The 18939-nt window shown below is 58.3% G+C and carries 19 protein-coding genes and 1 pseudogene; 9 read left to right on the plus strand and 11 right to left on the minus strand.

Features of this window, described 5'->3' with window-relative positions:
* Together paaY and pdxR are read left to right on the plus strand one after the other, a co-directional pair.
* Nucleotides 1–597 (plus strand): phenylacetic acid degradation protein PaaY, encoded by a 597-nt coding sequence (gene paaY, locus D4100_RS10365; protein ID WP_006319284.1) that lies wholly within the window; start codon nucleotides 1–3, stop codon nucleotides 595–597.
* Nucleotides 598–678: 81 nt separating this feature from the next.
* Nucleotides 679–2160 carry a MocR-like pyridoxine biosynthesis transcription factor PdxR gene (gene pdxR, locus D4100_RS10370; protein ID WP_119804271.1) on the plus strand — a complete coding sequence of 494 codons (1482 nt, stop codon included), beginning with the start codon at nucleotides 679–681 and terminating at the stop codon, nucleotides 2158–2160.
* Nucleotides 2161–2212: 52 nt separating this feature from the next.
* Here pdxR and D4100_RS10375 read toward each other — a convergent pair whose 3' ends face one another.
* From D4100_RS10375 to D4100_RS10405, 7 genes are all read right to left on the minus strand, one after another.
* Nucleotides 2213–3175, minus strand: a complete 963-nt coding sequence (locus D4100_RS10375) for a GlxA family transcriptional regulator (protein ID WP_119804272.1) — start codon at nucleotides 3173–3175, stop codon at nucleotides 2213–2215.
* 102 nt (nucleotides 3176–3277) lie between these two features.
* Complete coding sequence (locus D4100_RS10380; protein WP_119804273.1) at nucleotides 3278–4054, minus strand: MBL fold metallo-hydrolase; 777 nt, start codon at nucleotides 4052–4054, stop codon at nucleotides 3278–3280.
* A 183-nt stretch (nucleotides 4055–4237) separates the two neighbouring features.
* Nucleotides 4238–5155, minus strand: a complete 918-nt coding sequence (locus D4100_RS10385; protein WP_119804274.1) for a DMT family transporter — start codon at nucleotides 5153–5155, stop codon at nucleotides 4238–4240.
* A gap of 94 nt (nucleotides 5156–5249) precedes the next feature.
* Nucleotides 5250–6650 carry an amino acid permease gene (locus tag D4100_RS10390; RefSeq protein WP_119804275.1) on the minus strand — a complete coding sequence of 467 codons (1401 nt, stop codon included), beginning with the start codon at nucleotides 6648–6650 and terminating at the stop codon, nucleotides 5250–5252.
* 184 nt (nucleotides 6651–6834) lie between these two features.
* Nucleotides 6835–7206: a RidA family protein gene (locus D4100_RS10395; RefSeq protein ID WP_119804276.1), complete on the minus strand. Its 372-nt coding sequence runs from the start codon at nucleotides 7204–7206 to the stop codon at nucleotides 6835–6837.
* A 3-nt stretch (nucleotides 7207–7209) separates the two neighbouring features.
* Nucleotides 7210–8004, minus strand: coding sequence for an alpha/beta hydrolase (locus tag D4100_RS10400; RefSeq protein ID WP_119804277.1), 795 nt, complete (start codon nucleotides 8002–8004; stop codon nucleotides 7210–7212).
* Nucleotides 8005–8290: 286 nt separating this feature from the next.
* Nucleotides 8291–9190, minus strand: a complete 900-nt coding sequence (locus D4100_RS10405) for a LysR family transcriptional regulator (protein WP_119804278.1) — start codon at nucleotides 9188–9190, stop codon at nucleotides 8291–8293.
* 98 nt (nucleotides 9191–9288) lie between these two features.
* Between D4100_RS10405 and D4100_RS10410 the strand changes: the two genes are divergently transcribed.
* Nucleotides 9289–9906: a glutathione S-transferase family protein gene (locus D4100_RS10410; protein WP_006319293.1), complete on the plus strand. Its 618-nt coding sequence runs from the start codon at nucleotides 9289–9291 to the stop codon at nucleotides 9904–9906.
* 5 nt (nucleotides 9907–9911) lie between these two features.
* On the plus strand, nucleotides 9912–10826 hold the full coding sequence (locus D4100_RS10415; protein WP_006319294.1) for a pyridoxamine 5'-phosphate oxidase family protein: 915 nt from the start codon (nucleotides 9912–9914) through the stop codon (nucleotides 10824–10826).
* Nucleotides 10827–10872: 46 nt separating this feature from the next.
* Here the strand turns inward: D4100_RS10415 and D4100_RS10420 are convergent, their stop codons facing one another.
* On the minus strand, nucleotides 10873–11088 hold the full coding sequence (locus D4100_RS10420; RefSeq protein WP_006319295.1) for a glycogen synthase: 216 nt from the start codon (nucleotides 11086–11088) through the stop codon (nucleotides 10873–10875).
* Nucleotides 11089–11277: 189 nt separating this feature from the next.
* Between D4100_RS10420 and gabD the strand changes: the two genes are divergently transcribed.
* On the plus strand, nucleotides 11278–12753 hold the full coding sequence (gene gabD, locus D4100_RS10425) for an NADP-dependent succinate-semialdehyde dehydrogenase (protein WP_119804279.1): 1476 nt from the start codon (nucleotides 11278–11280) through the stop codon (nucleotides 12751–12753).
* Nucleotides 12754–12852: 99 nt separating this feature from the next.
* The gene (locus D4100_RS10430; protein WP_006319297.1) at nucleotides 12853–13221 is read left to right on the plus strand and encodes a glyoxalase superfamily protein; all 369 of its coding nucleotides are present in this window, start codon (nucleotides 12853–12855) and stop codon (nucleotides 13219–13221) included.
* Nucleotides 13222–13274: 53 nt separating this feature from the next.
* Here the strand turns inward: D4100_RS10430 and D4100_RS10435 are convergent, their stop codons facing one another.
* Nucleotides 13275–13670 (minus strand): (R)-mandelonitrile lyase, encoded by a 396-nt coding sequence (locus D4100_RS10435; RefSeq protein ID WP_006319298.1) that lies wholly within the window; start codon nucleotides 13668–13670, stop codon nucleotides 13275–13277.
* A gap of 247 nt (nucleotides 13671–13917) precedes the next feature.
* On the opposite strand from D4100_RS10435, the gene D4100_RS10440 reads away from it, so the two are divergent.
* Nucleotides 13918–14811, plus strand: coding sequence for a LysR family transcriptional regulator (locus D4100_RS10440; RefSeq protein ID WP_119804280.1), 894 nt, complete (start codon nucleotides 13918–13920; stop codon nucleotides 14809–14811).
* 45 nt (nucleotides 14812–14856) lie between these two features.
* Here D4100_RS10440 and D4100_RS10445 read toward each other — a convergent pair.
* A pseudogene (locus tag D4100_RS10445) lies at nucleotides 14857–15048 on the minus strand (aldo/keto reductase); the annotation flags it as partial.
* A gap of 320 nt (nucleotides 15049–15368) precedes the next feature.
* Here D4100_RS10445 and D4100_RS10450 point away from each other — a divergent pair.
* Both D4100_RS10450 and D4100_RS10455 read left to right on the plus strand, forming a co-directional pair.
* Nucleotides 15369–17744 (plus strand): glucose/quinate/shikimate family membrane-bound PQQ-dependent dehydrogenase, encoded by a 2376-nt coding sequence (locus D4100_RS10450; protein ID WP_119804281.1) that lies wholly within the window; start codon nucleotides 15369–15371, stop codon nucleotides 17742–17744.
* Nucleotides 17745–17930: 186 nt separating this feature from the next.
* Nucleotides 17931–18503 (plus strand): phosphoglycerate mutase, encoded by a 573-nt coding sequence (locus D4100_RS10455; protein WP_119804282.1) that lies wholly within the window; start codon nucleotides 17931–17933, stop codon nucleotides 18501–18503.
* A gap of 148 nt (nucleotides 18504–18651) precedes the next feature.
* Here the strand turns inward: D4100_RS10455 and D4100_RS25790 are convergent, their stop codons facing one another.
* On the minus strand, nucleotides 18652–18825 hold the full coding sequence (locus tag D4100_RS25790) for a hypothetical protein (RefSeq protein WP_006319304.1): 174 nt from the start codon (nucleotides 18823–18825) through the stop codon (nucleotides 18652–18654).
* Nucleotides 18826–18939 lie beyond the last annotated feature (114 nt).

Raw genomic sequence — 18939 nt, forward strand, 5'->3', positions numbered from 1 at the left:
ATGCCCGTGTATCAGATTGACGGCCTGACGCCGGTGATAGACCCGAGCAGCTATGTGCACCCGACGGCGGTGCTGATTGGCGACGTGATTATCGGCAAGCAGGTTTACATCGGCCCGAACGCCAGCCTGCGCGGCGATTTTGGTCGGCTGGTTATCTGCGACGGCGCCAACATTCAGGATAACTGCGTGATGCACGGCTTTCCGCAGCAGGACACTGTGGTGGAGGAAGACGGCCACATCGGCCACGGCGCAATCCTGCACGGTTGCCGCATCCGCCGTAACGCCATGGTCGGCATGAACGCGGTAATCATGGACGGCGCAGAGATTGGCGAGAACAGCATCGTCGGCGCAATGGCTTTCGTGAAGGCGGCGGCGGTGATTGAGGCCAATAAACTGGTGGTCGGCAGCCCGGCGCGAGTGCTGCGTGACCTGACCGAACAGGAACTGGCGTGGAAAGTGACCGGCACGCGTGAATATCATGACCTGGTGCTGCGCTGCAAATCCACGCTGAACGAGGTCGAACCGCTGACCGAAGTGGAGCCAGGCCGCCAGCGCCTGAGCTTTGGCGATCACCTGATCCCGAAAAGCCGGCTTTAAACGAGACCCGCTACCGCATTCCGCTCAAAAGTGGTTTACAGTTAATGCCCTGTATCGCCACTTGCTCCTGGACCGGAATCCATGCCAAGAACCGCCAAAACCGTTGATATCCCCGCCATCGGCGAACTTGACCGACATGCGGGGCAGCTCAGTGTCCAGCTTGCCCAAGCGCTGCGGGCCGCCATTCATAAAGGCGAGCTGAAAGCGGGCGATCTGTTGCCTTCAACGCGGGTCCTGTCGGGCGCATTGCAACTTGCCAGAGGAACGGTGCTGGCCGCCTTTGAGCAGCTCACCGCCGAAGGGTTTCTGGAAGCGCAGCCCGGCTCGGGTACCCGCGTGGCTATGGCGCTCGACCGCAAAACCCCGCCGGCGGCCAAAAACCCGCAGGCCTGCGACATTCCCCTGACCGCCCAGGCGCAGGCGCTGGCGCAATTTGCCACCCAACGCGCACCCCTGCCGCCAGTTCCTTTCACCGTCTCGGTACCGATCAATGATACCGCCCCCGATGACGTCTGGCGACGGCTCGGCAACCGCATCCGCGCCCGGGGGCCTGGCGCGCCATCAGGCTATGGCGATCCTCTTGGCGCGTTGCCGCTGCGCAAAGCGATCTGCGAATATGTGCGAAAATCGCGTTCGGTGCTCTGTACGCCGGAACAGGTGATCATTACCTCCGGCACCCAGCAGGGGCTGTATCTCGCCACGCAAATAGTGCTGGACGCCGGCGATGCCGCCTGGGTGGAGAACCCCGCCTATCGCGGTATTACCGCTATCTTTGACAACCTGCTCCGGGACCGGCAGATGGCGCGGGTCCCTGTCGATGACCAAGGCATCGACGTGGCGGCAGGCAGGGAGATCGCGCCGCAGGCCAGGGCCGCTTTTGTCACCCCGTCGCATCAGTACCCGCTGTGCATGCCGATGAGCATGTCGCGCAGGCTCGAGCTGCTGGCGTGGGCGAAAGAGCAAAAAGCCTGGGTTGTCGAAGACGATTACGACAGTGAAATGCGCTACGCCGGTCACCCTTTTCCCTCTCTGCAAGGGTTGGATCCCGCCAGGGTCATTTACCTCGGCACCTTCAGCAAAATCCTGTTCCCGTCATTACGGCTGGGTTACGCCATTGTCCCCGAACCGCTGCGGGATGCCTTCTGCGGTGCGCGAGTACTGATGGACCGCCACCCGCCCACCGCCGACCAGCACGTACTGGCCAGCTTTATGGCGCAGGGGCATCTGGATCGCCATATCCGCAGAATGCGCGGCGTCTATGCGGAAAAGCGGCGCGTACTGACCGACGCCGTCAACGCGCATATTTCGCCGCATCTGGCTGCCTTGCTCCCCAGTGACCAGGGGATGCATCGGGTATTGTGGTTGAAAGCGGGGCTGGATGACCTGCGGGTGGCCGCCGGCGCCGCCGAGGCCGGGGTGGCGGTCAGCGCGCTGTCGCCGATGTACGCCCCCGGCAGCGGAAAAAGCGGCTTGATCCTGGGGCTGGGGGGTTACGACGACGAGGCTATTCACCGCGCCGCCCAAAAGTTGAATCGGGTACTGGTATCGATAGCGGCCTCCTGAGCACCAGGCTTAAAAGGGCTGCATTGAAAGCTAATGCAACCCTGCCACTGACTCATCTCTCTGTTCGTGTACCGCGAAACGCCCGGCGCCATTCGCTGGGGCTAATATCGAACCGCGACCGGAAGCGCTGGCGGAAAGAAACCGGGGACTGAAAACCCGACAATTCCGCCACGGTCTCTACGCTGTGATCGGTACTTTCAAGCAGTTCCTGACTGCGATGCAACCGTTCGGCATTTAGCCACTCACCGACGGAGACACCGGTGGCTTTGATAAAATGGCGGGTAAAGGTACGCCGGCTCATACTGACAAGCCCCGCCAGCGAATCGAGGTCGTGGGATTTATCGAGATTGCGACGCAAATAGTCCAGCAGTTCGTTGATTTTGTTGTCGCGCGTGGTTTCCGGTACCGAACGTTCAATATACTGCGCCTGCCCCCCTTCGCGATAAGGAGGCGTGACCATGCGTCTGGCCACCCGGTTAGCCAGCGTGCTGCCGTAATGTTTACGAACTATGTACAGGCAACAGTCTATTCCCGCCGCGGTGCCGGCCGAGGTAATAAGACGATCGTCATGGGTATAAAGCGCATTGCTATCCAGATGTACTGCGGGAAAACGGCGGGTAAAGTCGCGTTCAAATTCCCAGTGGGTTGCCGCACGACGATGATCCAGCAACCCGGCGTAGGCCAGTACGTAGGTTCCCAGACAGAGCCCCACAACGTCTGCACCGCGCTGCCACGCGGCTACCAGAGAGGCAAGCAAGGCTTCGGAAGGTTTGCTTTCCGGGTGGTTCCAGAACGGAACAACGACAATATCCGCCGAATCGAGCGCCTCCAGCCCTTCACCGACGTTGATTGATACCCCAATATCAGAATGCACTACGCCAGGATGCTCCGCACAAATATGCAGATCAAACAGCCCCGCTTCCGGCATTGCCTGACCGAAAATAATGCAGGGTACCGAAAAATGGAACGGGCTAAAGCCATGGGTGGCAATGACAGCGACGGAAAGTGCAGACATAGATTAGGTTCTCGTTTCTCGTCGGCCTATTTTGTTTACCGGCACACCACCCCCTTTTTCAGCACCAAAGGGCGTTGCGCGGTTACCGGGCCGAGAATGTTATCAGAACGTACAGGTTTCACCGTCTGCCGGGATCAGCACGCTGTCCTGAATACCTTTTTCAATCGTATACTCGCGCAGTTCATCACGGCTGAGGATACAGTGGTTAATGGCTTCCATGTGGGAGGCCAGGATCATAGCCTGCGGCATAAGTTCATGCGTACGCAGCACATCTTCCTTACCCATAATAATCGCGCCGAAACCGTCAACCTGAGCAAAACCGGCATTTAACACCACCACATCAGGCTTCCAGGCACTCAGGCTGTCCACGTAAGGCTTAACCCAGACGGTATCGCCTGCAATATATAACGTTTTTTCATCGGCGTGTTTGAATACCAGACCACAGGCATCACCCAGCCGAGCAGCGATATCGGGATTGGCATAAGCCTCATCGCTTCCGTGCTGACCGCCGGTTTTGATGATGGTCATGCCGGCAAACTCGTTGCTGTCTGCAAGTACGCGCACATTACTGAAGCCTTGAGAGCGGATCAATTCGGCATCGCTGTCGTTTTGAGTCAGGATGAGGCTGTCCTTTGCCACTTTCTCCTGTGCGGCTTCATCCCAGTGATCCTGATGAGTATGGGTCACTATGATGGCATCGACATCCAGCAATGCATCAATCGATAGCGGCAGCGCCACCAGAGGATTACGCAGATGGGAACGCGCCGTACCGGCAAAACCGTCCCAGGCCTGTTTGTCAGACAGCATAGGGTCAATCAGAAATTTGGTACCTGCGTATTCAAGCAACAGCGTGGCGTTGCGAATTTGGGTCAGTTTCATGCTTTCGGCTCCGAATGGGGTCGTCTCGACAGGTCGAATGCAGGTTGCTCGGTAATCAAGCATTCTGCTGTGTAGAGAGCCAGTATAGGGAGCACCTGAAAAGAAGGTGAGTAGCCCGAAGGCCAAATAACGCTGACATCGGGTCAACCCGCTCGTTTGGTATGGGTCATGACCTGGCCGGCTTTAGCGCGAAAAACGTTTGGCGCCGAACACGCAAACCACGACGCCGGCCATCACCGCAATCATCGCCGGCTGGACGGTTTCATGCAGCACCAGCCCCGCCAACGCCAGGCCAAAGAACGGCTGCAGCAATTGCAGTTGCCCCACCGCGGCAATACCGCCCTGCGCCAGGCCGCGATACCAGAAAATAAAACCTATCCACATGCTGAACAACGAAATATAGCCCAGCGAGAACCAGGCCCCGGCACTCACCCCTGTCCAGGTTGCGGGCGCCCTCCAGGCCGCGACCGCCGCCGCCAACGGCAACGCGATCACCAGCGCCCAGGAGATCACCTGCCAGCCGCCAAGCCGGCGGGACAGCACCGCCCCTTCCGCATAGCCCAATCCGCAAAGCAGCACCGCGACCACCATCAGCGCATCACCGCCCCAGGAACCGCCAGAACCCTGGCTCAGTGCGAAAGCGCCAACCAACAGACCGCCTGCCAGCGAAAAGCCCCAGAAGGCCGCCCTCGGGCGCTCCCCGCCGCGCAAAACGCCGAAACAGGCCGTCGCCAGCGGCAGCAGGCCGATGTAAACCAGCGAATGCGCCGAGCTGGTGTGTTGCAAGGCTAACGCCGTCAGCAGCGGAAAACCGATCACCACCCCGACGGCGACAAAAATCAGCGGGATGATATCAGCACGCCGAGGCCAACGCTGGCGCATCAACAGCAGCGCGCTCAGGGCCAGCAACGCTGCAATCGTCGCCCTCATCGCCGTCAGGAATATCGGATCAAACGCCTGTACCGCCACCCGGGTGGCGGGCAAAGAACCGCTGAAAATCAACATGCCCAAAAAGCCGTTGATCCAGCCCTGCGCCGAACGCGTGGCGCCCACCTGCCCCACGCCAAGGTTAACCCCGTTTTTTGCTGTCTGACTCGCCATTCCAATAAGGCTCCACACGCTTCAAAGAGGATTGATTTTCCGGATAAAGTGGTTTGTCGCCAGAGCCACATAGACACATTTTCAGCAGACCGGTTTACTCCGCACCCGTCGTTTCCTCCCGGACCGGCGTGGGCTGGCGACGGCTATAAAGAAAATAGACCGCCACCAGCAGCAAGGTGAACGGAATGCCAAACCACAGCGTCATTTTGAAAAACTCGGTGAACGCGGTGGAGATCAGCAACGCGGCCATCAACCCGGCCCCCGCCAGCGTGGTGTACGGGAAGCCCCACATGCGGAATTTCAGGTGGGTTTTGCGGTGCTGGCGGCGGAAAAACAGATGAGTGACAAAGATCATCAACCAGGTAAAGCAGGCGCCATACACCGAGATCGACATCATGGCGGCGAACGATTTCTCCGGATAAACCAGGCTCAGCACGATCGACACCACAATGCCGATGCACGACATTGCCAGCGCGCTCACCGGTATGCCGCGTTGGCTGACGTGGCCCAACGCAGCGGGAGCCTGCCCGGCGCGGGAAAGTGAAAACATCATGCGGGTGGTGATGTACAGCTGGCTGTTCATCGCCGACAGCGCGGCCACCAGCACGATGAAGTTGAAGATACCGGCAGCGGCGGGCAGATGGATCACGTTCATCGCCACCAGGAACGGGCTTTCGCCGGTACCGGACTGCCGCCAGGGTACGATCGCCAGCATCAGCGCAATCGACAGCATGTAAAAGATAAACAGCCGCAAAATGGTGCCCTTGAAGGCGGTTTTGACCGCAATCACCGGGTTCCTGGCCTCGCCGGCGGCCACCGCGATCATCTCGATGCTCAGGTAACTGAAAATGGAGACGATCACCGCGAACCACATGCCTTTGACGCCAAAGGGGAAGAAGCCGCCGTTGTCGGTAAAGTTTTTAACCCCAAAGGCCGGGTTGGCGGAAAACGCCAGGATGCCGATGCCGATAGCGATAAAGGCCGCAATCGCCACCACCTTGATGGTCGACAGCGCGTATTCCACCTGGCCGAACGACTTGACGCCAATCACATTGATGGCGATCACCGCCGCAGAAAACAGCAGCACCCAGGGCCAGATCGGCGTGCCGGGGAACCAGAACTGCATGTACATGCCGATGGCGGTGACTTCGGTGCCTACCGCCAGCACCACGCAAGACCAATAGGAATAGCGCACCAAAAAACCGAACAGCGGGCTGATATAGAACTCAGCGTAGTCGCCAAAAGAACCGGGCGTCGGGTGTTCGGAGGTCATCTCCGCCAGGCATCCCATCAGCAATAAAGCCACCACGCCACCGATAAAATAGCTCAGCAATACGCTGGGGCCGGCCATTTGTATGGCGTAGGCGCTGCCGAGAAACAGACCGGTGCCGATCGCACCGCCTATCGCCAGCATCAACATCTGCCCGGCGGTGAGCTGCTGCTTCAACCCGCCCTGCCGCCGGGCTATTTGGTCAAAACCTTTCATCTCTTTCATGGCAATGCCCTACCTCGTTTACACAGCGCGGGTGACGTTCAGAATGGCGGCAGTAACCTAATCGACATTATTTTGGTGCAGGCCAAACAGGATCGGGCGCAGACGCGCCGATATGATTAAACATAGCGATTCCTTAATTCATTACTTAATGAACTTGCAGGTGAAGACGATAATAAAATACGACTCAGGCCGTGGCGCTGACGGTTATTTCTATTTTCATTCCCGGCACCACCAATTTATCGACAATAACGGTTGAACGATTGGGGTAAGGATAATTAAAGTATTCTTTATAAATCTCATCGAGTAATTTAACGTCGTTCACATCGGTGAGATAAACAATCACCTGCAATACGTTATCGCTGTGGCTATTGGCCGCCTTCAGCGTTTGCGCCAGATTATCGAACGTCAGGGTAATCTGGCTTTCCGGCGCGCCGGTTTCGATACTGCCGTCTGGCCTGACCGGACCCTGGGCGGTGAACAACATACCCCCGCCTTTGGTGGCCCAGGAAAAGGGTTGCCCAATCTCCGGCAGGCCGGTATCAATGATGCTGCGCATGGCTTATGTCCCCGTGGTGATTAACTGGCGGATCAGCGCCCCGTCAGCGGCGAACAGCGCATCCAGTACGTTGTAATGATTGGCTCCCGCTACGGCAACCAGCTCAGCCGGCAGGTTTTTCTCCCGCAATGCGGCGTAATAATGAAGCGACTGCCCCATCAGTTCCGGCAGCTCGGCGGCGCCGTAAAACAGCGTCGTGGGTTTTAGCTGTTCAGGGATATGGCGCGCCGGGCTCAGCTGTGTGATTTGCCGCCGGGTCAGTTGCAATTGCCGGTTTACGTAAGTGCTTAACAGCGGTTCCAGCTCAAAAATACCGCTGATGGGCAATACCGCGTCAACAACCGCATGCTGCTGCCAATAACTGGCCAGATGCCCGCCAGCGGAATGGCCGCACAAATAGATCGGCGCGTTTTTTTGCGGGGCCAGCCGCAGTTCAATGGCATCCAGCGCCGCGCCGATTTGCCGGCAAATATCGTCCAGTGTCGCCACCGGCGCCAACGCATATTCCAGCAACACCACATCAAAGCCCAGGGCCAACGGCACCTCGGCAATAAAAGCGAAGTCGTCTTTATTACAAAATTGCCAATAACCGCCGTGAATAAATATTAATGTTCCTTTAGAAGGCGCATCAGAATATAACCAGTCGAAAACTTCCCGTTCTGAATAACCATAGGCAATATTAAGCTCGCTGCGTACTTGCTGATAAACGGCCTGACTGCGAGTTTGAAATGAGTGCAAGATCTCGTCTTCATTGTCTACCGTCGAACCGTTATCGTAACTTCCCGGGATAAGTTTCATATATTATTCTTTATTCATACCCTATGAATTTCAAGTTGCAGCTAGGCGGCCAGCTCGCTCATTTCCAGGCGCTTACTTAGGTAAGTAACTGGGATGAGCGAGTGCAGCCAACAACGCTGCGGCTTGAAAGGCGACGGGTATATTATTTAAGATATGCGTTAACTATTAGCATCGGCAAAAATATTGTCAAGAAGGGAACCGCAGCAATGCGTGCGCGGTAAAATAAATCTTATTTTTGTGCCAAATAAGTTTAACCAGTGAAACTTATCGGTATTGATTCGCCGGTTTATACCGGCTGAATTTGCGCCAACCTGCTTAATTCTTGCCAGGCGTAGTCCCAGAAGGTGCGCACCTTCAGCGGCATGCGCTGCACGTTCTGCGCCACCAGTTGCACCGGCATCGGCAAGGGTTCATATGCCGGCAGCAAGCGCACCAGCGTGCCCGCCGCCAGATCGTCCGCCACCTGATACGACAATAATCGGGCGATGCCCTTGCCCGCCCGCACCGCCAGCAGTTGGGTTTCCACCTCGTTGATCAACAGCCGGGGCGTCAGCCGCACCCGCTCGCCATTTTCCTGCGGGCCAAAACGCCATTCGCGCAGCGACGCGCGTTGGGTACCGACAATGGTATCGTGATCGGTCAACTGCGACGGGTGTTGCGGTTCACCGCGCCGCGCCAGATAATCCGGGCTGGCGACCGTGACCCGCGACACCTGCCCCAGCCGGCGCGCCACCCGGGAAGAATCCTGCTGATGACCAATGCGCACCGCCACATCCAGCCCCTCGTCGATCAAATCCAGGTTGCGATCGTTGAGCACCATTTCAATTTGCATCTGCGGATAACGGTCAAGAAACGCCATCACCAGCGGCGCTACGTGTTTGCGCCCGAACTGCACCGGCGAGGTGACGCGCAACAGGCCAGAGAGCTGGCTGTCCGCCGTGTCCAGCACCGCCGAGTCATAGTCATGCAACAGCAGGCGCGCACGCTCCGCCAGCCGCAAACCCGCCTCGGTCGGCGCCAGCCGCCGGGTAGTACGCTCCACCAAGCGAGCGCCGAAGCGCTGCTCCAGCGAGGCAATCGCACGGGTGATCGCAGGCGCGGAACGCCGCAGTTTGCGCCCGGCCGCCGCCAGGCTGCCGTGCTGAATCACCGCCACAAAGATAGCCAGCTCGTCCAACCGATCCATAGATTCTTCCAAAATGTGAAATTATCAATTTCTACATTGCCGGATTCCACTCACCGTCGGCAAGAGTATGCTGATAAAAATTATTCAGGAGCCTCATCATGCAAACTCTCAAACTGTACGGTACCCCGCTTTCCGGCCACGTTCATCGCGTGGCGTTACTGCTGCGCATGCTTGACCTGCCCTACGAATTTATCGAAGCCCCCGCCGGCGTGCGCCAGAGCGAGGCTTTCCGCCGCCTCAATCCGCTTGGCCAAATCCCGGTGCTGGTGGACGGCGATTTGGCACTCGCCGACAGCAACGCCATTTTGGTGTATCTGGCCAAACGCTACGCGCCGGGCAGCCACTGGCTACCGGAAACGCCGCAGGCTTCGGCGCAGGTGCAGGTATGGTTGTCCAAAGCCGCCGGAGAAGTGCGCTACGGCCCAGCCTCCAGCAGGCTAATCGCCCAATTTTCTGCACCGGAGGATTACCAGGCTGCGCTGGCGATCGCGGCGCGCTTCCTGTCGCAGATGGAACAGCATCTGGCGGAACGTGAGTTCCTGGCGACGGAACACGCCACCATCGGTGATTTGGCCTGCTACAGTTACGTGGCGGTAGCGCCGGAAGGCGGCATCTCGCTGGCGCCTTATCCGGCCATCCGGCGTTGGGCGGCTCGCATCGCCGCGTTGCCCGGTTTCTTCGCCATGCCGGCGCTGCCGGAACCCACCGGGAGATAACGCTGATGACACAGCCGCTGTTCCACCCCGACGAAGTGCGTGCCCAGGCATTGGCCGGTTTTGATCGCGTGGGCGCTGGTATTTATGCCGCCATGCCCGAGCAACACCGCGAGTTCTTCGCCGCGTTGCCTTACCTGTTCGTCGCCACGCTGGACGATCAGGGCTGGCCAGTGGCCACGCTGTTCAGCGGTCCGCCCGGCTTCTTGCGCACGCCGGATGACACCCACCTGCGTATCAGTGCGCCGCGCCGCAACGACGATCCGGCGCAGGCCGCATTGCAAAGCGGCAAACTGGTTGGCGCGCTGGGGCTGGATTTCAGCAACCGCAGGCGCAATCGGGCCAACGGCGTGATTGGCCGCACCGACAAGAACCGCATTGAAATCGAGGTCCGGCAAAGCTTTGGCAACTGCCCGCAATATATCCAACGGCGCGAGCTTTACCCGGTAGCCGGCACGCCGGCGCCGATTGAATATCTCCCGGCGCTGGATGCTGCGGCACAGGCGCTGATCCGCCGGGCGGACACCTTTTTCGTCGCCAGTTGCGCCCACACAGAGCTGGCGCAGGGCGGTGTGGATATGTCGCACCGTGGCGGCAAACCGGGGTTTATCCATCTGGCGGACAACAGCCTGTGGATCCCGGACTTCCGTGGCAACCGCTATATGAACACGCTGGGTAATCTGCTGGCCCAACCCCGGGCGGCACTGCTGTTTATCGATTTCGACAGCGGCGATATTTTGCATCTGCAAGGGGAAACGCAGATCCTCTGGCAAGCGGATATCGATCACGGGGTGGAGGGGGCTGAACGTTACTGGCGATTTGATATGCGCAGTGCATGGCGCTTCCCGCAGGCTCTGCCCTGGCGAGGCCGCAACCTGGAATACTCCCCGGCCACGCTGAACACCGGGGTGTGGCAAGGGTAAAGGTCATAAAAAACCCCGCGTTGGCGGGGTCGGGTTCAATAAGGACTTATAGGCTGTGTTCCGCCATCGAGGCGGCCTGATAGAGCTGCCGAAAATAACTCAAGCGCTCAAAAAACAAACGGCTTTGCGATTCCGACATATTGCCGGCCACCTTGCCGGCATCAATTTCGCGCCCCTGCCACTCCATCAGCGCAATGCTGGAAGCGAGAAAATCCATGTCGCTACTGTAGGCCGCAAGGTGCCGACTCACTGAATTTACCATTCTGCACACTCCTTTTTGTTATCTCGAAAAGGGTCATATGCTTACTGAGTTCAGTATCGTCCCGGCGACGAGTGTTTTTTGTACAGAAGGTGCGCATGGCAGCAAATGGATGCGAAAAAGTTTGCTAGGGTAAAGAGGAATATTTGGGACAGACCACAGTGTTTGGAATTCTGAAAAGGAAGATAACCGATGAGCACGACCTTCTCCGCCACCCTCAACGATCCCGCGCTGTTTCGCGAAGCAAACTACATCGATGGGCAATGGCTGCAAGCCAAAGGCGGCCAGACCATCAAGATCCATAACCCGGCCACCGGCGAGTTGGTCGGCCAGGTACCGGCCTTTGGCGCCGAAGAAACCGCGCAGGCGATAGCCGCCGCCAAAAAAGCCCAGCCGGCCTGGCGCGCGCTGACCGCCAAAGAGCGTGCAGGCAAGCTGCGCCGCCTGTTCGAACTGATGATGGAACACCAGGACGATCTGGCGCGCATCATGACCGCAGAACAGGGCAAACCCCTGGCCGAAAGCCGCGGTGAGATTGCCTATGCGGCTTCGTTTATCGAGTGGTTCGCCGAAGAGGGAAAACGCGTTTACGGCGACACCATTCCGCAAAACCTGCCCGGCCGGCGCATTATCGTGCAAAAAGAGCCCATCGGGGTATTTGCCGCCATTACGCCGTGGAATTTCCCGGCTGCGATGATCACCCGCAAGGCCGGCCCCGGTTGGGCCGCAGGCTGCACCGGGGTGATCCGCCCCGCCAGCCAGACCCCGTTCTCGGCGCTGGCGATTGCAGTGCTGGCCGAACGCGCCGGGTTACCGGCGGGCGTCTGTAACGTGATTACCGGGCCCAGCAAAGCGATCGGCGGTGAACTGACCGCTAACCCGGACGTACGCAAGCTCTCCTTTACCGGCAGCACCGAGGTGGGCGCACAGTTGCTGGCCCAGTGTGCGCCCACCATCAAAAAAACCAGCATGGAACTGGGGGGCAATGCGCCCTTTATCGTGTTTGACGATGCCGACCTGGACGCTGCCGTCGCCGGGGCAGTAGCCTCAAAATACCGTAATGCCGGCCAGACCTGCGTGTGTACCAACCGTTTTCTGGTGCAGGAAGGCGTCTACGACGCTTTTGCGGAAAAGCTGAAAGCGGCAGTAGCGAAGCTGAAAGTAGGCAATGGCATGGACGAGGGCGTCACTATCGGCCCCTTGATTAACCGGGAGGCGGTGGAAAAAGTCAGCGAGCATATCGCCGATGCAGTGAAGCGCGGTGCCTCGGTGCTGCTGGGCGGCCTGCCCCATGCGCTGGGCAATAACTTCTTTACGCCGACCATCCTGACCGACGTCCCGAGGCAGGCCAAAATCTTCCATGAGGAAACCTTTGGCCCGGTGGCGCCCTTGATCCGTTTTGAGCACGAAGCCGAAGCCATCGAGTTGGCGAACGACACGCCGTTCGGCCTGGCCTCGTATTTCTACAGCCGCGATATCGGCCGGGTGATGCGCGTGGCCGAAGCGCTGGAATACGGCATTGTCGGCATCAATGAAGGGCTGATCTCCACCGAAGTCGCGCCCTTTGGCGGGGTTAAAAGCTCCGGCCTGGGGCGCGAAGGGTCGAAGTACGGCATCGAAGATTATCTCGAGATCAAATATCTGTGCCTGGGCGGGCTGGATATCTGAATCTGTCACCGGCCCCCGCAAGGGGGCCGAACGCTGGCTAATCTGCCGCCGTTTCTGCTACTTTGGAGCACCCGTCCGGGGGTTTACAAGGACTCTCACATGGAATTCTCCGCCGCCATTCCCATTATCCGTATCTTCTCGGTTGAAAAAGCCAAAGAGTTTTATCTGGATTTTCTCGGTTTCACGCTGGATTGGGAGCACCGCTTTAGCGAAGACCTGCCGCTTTATGCCCAGATATCGCGCTCCGGTCTGACCCTGCATCTCAGCGAGCATTACGGCGACGCTACGCCCGGCTCAGCGGTGTTTATTCCGACCCGTGATATCGATGCCCTGCAGCGGGAGCTAATGGCGAAACAGTACCGTTACGCCCGTCCGGGGGTTGAAACCCTTGACTGGGGAAAACAGTTGAACCTCACCGATCCCTTCGGTAATTGCCTGCGTTTTTGCGAGCAAGCTGACAATGCCTAAGCGCCGTTAAACGGGCGTTTATCGCTTCAGCACGCAGGCAATCCCCCGCGCTCCTATTGCCGGTATTGCTCGTCGCTGACCTTCTCCATCCAGTCAACCGGGCTGCCGTTGAGGGATTCGGCAATGGCGATGTGGGTCATGGCGGTTTCCGGGGTGGCGCCGTGCCAATGCTTGACACCTTCGGGGATCCAAACGATATCGCCCTGATTCATCTCCTGGATCGGATCGCCCCACACCTGTATCCAGCCGCGCCCCTGAGTGACGATCAACGTCTGGCCCAGCGGGTGGGTATGCCAGGCGGTGCGGGCACCGGGTTCGAAGGTCACGGTGGCGCCGCCCACGCGGGCCGGTTCAGTGCCGGCAAAAGGCGCATCGATCCGCACTTTGCCGGTAAAGTAATCCTCGGGACCCGGTCGGGATGGCAGGGAACCGCTGCGTTGAATTTTCATTTTTTCCTCCGTTTCGGCAATGGCTGCCGGTGCTGACATGGACCAGATAAGGGTAGACGCTAAGAGTAATTTCACCGGGTGTTCCCGTTAAGATGGTGCGCAAGAGAAAGATAACGCCGCGCCGCTACCGGGACTAGATAGCAAAATACGCAAGGACCTATGAGCTTGATTCATGAGTGAACGGGTGTGATGGCCCGAACAAGCGTATAGAATGTCGCTATCGACCCCGCCTGAGTGAAGGTGCCGCGTGTTAAAAGAAAACTTTAACGATTTGATTTCGTTCCTTGTCGTGGCACGTGAACGCAGCTTCACCAAAGCGGCGGCCAAGCTCGGCGTATCCCAATCGGCATTAAGCCATGCCATCAGGGGCCTGGAAGAGCGGCTCGAGCTGCGGTTATTGACCCGCACCACGCGCAGCGTTGCCCCTACCGAAGCCGGCGAAAGGCTGGTCAACAGTATCGGCCCGCGTTTTGCGGAAATCGAAAGCGAGCTGGATGCCTTAAGCGAAATGCGTGAACGGCCGGCGGGCAACATCCGCATCACCGCCGGGGAACATGCCGTCGACTCGGTGCTCTGGCCGATACTGAGATCATTTCTGGCCGACTATCCGGACATCAATGTCGAAATCACGGTCGATAACACCTTGACCGACATTGTCGCCGGCCGCTTTGATGCCGGTATTCGTTTGGGCGAACAGGTGGCCAAAGACATGATCGCCGTACGAATAGCGCCGGACATGCGCATGGTGCCGGTCGCTTCACCCGCTTATTTCGAGCGATTCGGCATCCCGAACACGCCACAGGAGTTGCAAAACCACCGCTGCATCAATATGCGCTTACCCACGATGGGCGGGCTCTACGCCTGGGAGTTTGCAAAAGACGGCCGTGAGATAAAAGTGCGCGTAGAGGGCCAATTGATCTTCAACAGCCTGCGCCAACGCATTGATGCGGCGCTGCTCGGCTTCGGCATCGCCTTTGTGCCGGAGGATACCGTCACCGACGAGCTGGCCGATGGCCGTTTAGTGAGTGTTCTCGATGAATGGTGCCCGCTTTTTCCCGGCTATTATCTCTATTACCCCAGCCGCAAGCAGCACACCACCGCCTTCGCCCTGTTTGTCGAGGCGTTGCGTTATCAGCGCTGATCGCCGGTAAACCGCCTGCCGACAACGGTGGCAGGCGGAATGAGATCAACGCCCGACGTTTTTTTGCAGATGCGCAGGATAACGCGCGCCCTGCACTTCAATGGCGGTAAGCGCCTCTTCGATACTGCTCAGTTCACCCGCCGCCAGCGCTACCTCCGCCGCACCCAGGTTCTCGGTAAGGCGATGAAGTTTGGTGGTGCCTGGGATCGGGACTATCCAGGGTTTCTGCGCCAATATCCGACAACCCGACATGTTTTACCTTTCCTTCCTGTAACAGCGCATTTACATCGGGGCATTGACACCCGCGGGAAGCATCCGGATACTCTCGCACCGTTACCGGTAACAATGATCGGTTGACCAATGATAAAACCAAGACCGGGCGGCAACCAAGGCTATCACCTGTGGCAGCGCCCCCTTTGGAGAAGGCAATACGCCCTGAGGCAAAAACGCGGGACAGGGTTGCGTCACCCTGGTTTTTTAAGGAGAAACCGAGTGTTTTTTTTGATTTGGCTTAATCTCTAAATCGGGGACTTTTCATTTTTGGTAAGGATAATACTATGCAAAATAAAGCGTCATTGTCGCCGCTCGTCATCATAACGGCGCTGTTCGCCGTGTTGAGCGGGCTCTATCTGCTGGCCGGGGGCATCTGGTTGGCGAAGCTCGGCGGTTCGTTGTACTACATCATCGCCGGCGCGGTCTTGCTGGTCACGGCCTGGTTGCTGTTCCGCCGCCGCGCCACCGCGCTGTTGGTCTACGCCATTTTTCTGCTCGGTACCACGGTCTGGGCGCTGTGGGAAGTCGGCCCGGATTTCTGGGCGCTGACGCCGCGTCTGGACGTCACCTTCTTCTTCGGCCTGTGGCTGGTGCTGCCCTTTATCTATCGTCGGCTTATCGCCAACGGCAAGCTGGCGTACGCTGCGTTAAGCCTTGTGCTGGTGTTCACCGTAGGCGTTCTGGCCTATGCGGTGTTTAACGATCCGCAAGAGATCCACGGCACTCTTGAACCGGCGCAGGTCAAAGCCGAAACCGACGCGTCTGCCGCCGACTGGCCGGCTTATGGCCGCACGCAGGAAGGCACTCGCTATTCCCCGCTGAGCCAAATCAATGACAAAAACGTTGGCCAACTCAAGGAAGCCTGGACCTTCCAGACCGGCGACCTGAAAACCGCCAACGATCCGGGTGAAATCACCAACGAAGTCACCCCGATTAAAATCCGCGACACGCTTTATCTGTGTACGCCTCACCAGAAACTGTTCGCGCTGGATGCCGCCACCGGTAAAGAGAAGTGGAAGTTCGACCCTCAGTTGAAATACAACCCGACCTTCCAGCACATCACCTGCCGTGGTGTCTCTTACCATGAAACCACCGCAGCGGCCGGTGCAACGGCCGATGCCTCTCCGGCACTGTGCGCACGCCGCATTATCCTGCCGGTGAATGACGGCCGTCTGTTTGCTCTGGATGCGGAAACCGGCAAGCCATGCGCCGATTTCGCCAATAACGGCGAGTTGAATCTGCAAAGCAATATGCCGTATGCGACCCCAGGCCACTATGAGCCAACGTCGCCGCCGGTGATCACCGATAAGGTGATTGTCGTTGCCGGTGCGGTTACCGATAACTACTCCAACCGTGAGCCTTCGGGCGTGATCCGCGGGTTTGACGTCAACAGCGGCAAGCTGCTGTGGGCTTTTGATCCGGGCGCCAAAGATCCGAACGCCATCCCGGCGGACGAGCATCATTTCACGCCGAACTCACCGAACTCCTGGGCGCCAGCCGCCTATGACGCCAAACTGGACATTGTCTATCTGCCGATGGGTGTGACCACCCCGGATATCTGGGGCGGCGACCGCACGCCGGAAATGGAGCGTTATGCCAGCGGCCTGCTGGCGCTGAATGCGTCCACCGGCAAGCTGGCCTGGTTCTATCAGACCGTGCACCATGACCTGTGGGATATGGACGTGCCGGCTCAGCCTACTCTGGCGGATATCACCGACAAGAGCGGCAACAAGGTTCCGGTAATTTATGTGCCGACCAAAACCGGCAATATCTTCGTGCTGAACCGCACCAACGGCGAGCTGGTGGTACCGGCGCCAGAAAAACCGGTCCCGCAAGGCCCGGCCAAGGGCGACCGCTTGTCACCTACCCAGCCGTTCTCCGAACTGACTTTCCGTCCGGAGAAAAAACTGACCGGCGCGGATATGTGGGGCGCTACCATCTATGACCAACTGGTCTGCCGGGTGATGTTCCACAGCCTGCGTTACGAAGGTACCTTCACCCCGCCTTCCGAGCAGGGCACGCTGGTGTTCCCGGGTAACCTCGGCATGTTCGAATGGGGCGGCCTGTCTGTCGACACCGACCGTCAAATCGCCATCGCCAACCCGATCGCGCTGCCGTTCGTTTCCAAACTGATCCCACGCGGCCCGGGCAACCCGATTGAACCGCCAGCCGGCGACAAAGGCGGCAGCGGCACCGAAGCCGGCGTGCAGCCACAGTATGGCGTACCGTTCGGCGTTACCCTGAACCCGTTCCTGTCGCCGTTTGGCCTGCCTTGCAAACAGCCGGCATGGGGTTATATTTCCGCTGTAGACCTGAAAACCAACGACATCGTGTGGAAAAAACGCATCGGTACCGTGCGCGACAGCTCTCCGTTGCCGCTGCCGTTCAAGATGGGCATGCCGATGTTGGGCGGGCCGGTTTCTACCGCCGGTAACGTGTTCTTCATTGGCGCAACCGCGGACAACTACCTGCGCGCCTTCAGCGTAACCAACGGCGACAAACTGTGGGAAGCGCGTCTGCCGGCCGGTGGACAGGCAACGCCAATGACCTATGAGGTTAACGGCAAGCAGTTCGTGGTGATTTCCGCAGGCGGGCATGGCTCCTTCGGCACCAAGCTGGGCGACTACATCGTCGCTTACGCTCTGCCGGACGAGAAATAATCGCCCAAGAGAGTCCTATCCTGGAGCACGCCATCCGGCGTGCTCTATTCCCCTTTCGCACTGCCCTCATCTCCCCCGCATCTTCCTTCGCATCAACTGATTAGCATCCGGTGCGTCAGACAGTGCAAACCGCTGCCGGCATCATCGGCGCTGTGCCATAATGCGCCGCCGAAGGGAGGGCGATAAATGGACATCATTCTACTGCGTCATGGTCAGCCGAACATCGATACCGACAAACTTCAGCGCGCCCGCGAGATGCGTGCCTGGATCGATCAATACAATCTTGCGGGCATCGTCGATACGCCGCCCGAAAACGCCAGGACGCTGTCTGCGCAACCCCGGTATGTCGTCGCCAGTACCCTGCCAAGGGCCTTGGCTTCACTTGCCTTGCTGGGCCTGCAACCCCACGAGAGCGACGCCCTGTTCTGCGAAGCCGAACTGCCGGTTTTATCCGTACCGCTGTTACGTTTGCGCCCCTTGCATTGGGTGGTGATTTTTCGTCTTCTGTGGCTGTGCGGCTACGCGAAAAATGTCGAATCCTTGTCGTCAGCCAAAAAACGCGCCGCGGCCGCCAGCGGCAAACTGGCCGATCTCGCAGCGGCTCAGGGGGCGGTACTGCTGTTGGGGCATGGCGTAATGAACAGCCTGATTGCCAATAAATTGAAAACGGCCGGCTGGAAGCTTCACAGCCAGTCAGGCAACAGCTACTGGAATGCCAGGGTGTACCGGCTTGCCGACCCCTTAACGACATCCGCCTGAAGTTGGCGTTTCGTCTCCCCATAAAAAAGGCTCCCAATGGGAGCCTTCAGACGGGTGACAAAACCTACTACAAAAGAAATCGATGAAGGTTTTGTCTGCGGTCGATAAATTGGTTTGGGAGCTTAGACATTGACAAGAATGCAGTGAATTATGCAGTTCTGGCCGACGTTGCTTTCTTCCTCGGCCCCACTATGTCCATTTCTTTTTCTGTCAGACCCACTTTGGCAAGTTTTCTACCGTCAAGGGATGCCCAGAAATCCAGGGAGCGTTTCGCGGCGACCATTGCTTTCTCAGAGTCAATTTTTTTAGCTTCTTTGATCATAACGCCTCCTGTTTGGCATTCAGCCACTGCGCGCAATTTTACATGAACTCTGTTCACTTAACAAACACCCCCGCTAGCCTTAAAGATGTTTGGCTATAAATACAGCCTGAATGA

This window comes from Serratia inhibens (assembly GCF_003591175.1).
Taxonomy (GTDB): domain Bacteria; phylum Pseudomonadota; class Gammaproteobacteria; order Enterobacterales; family Enterobacteriaceae; genus Serratia; species Serratia inhibens.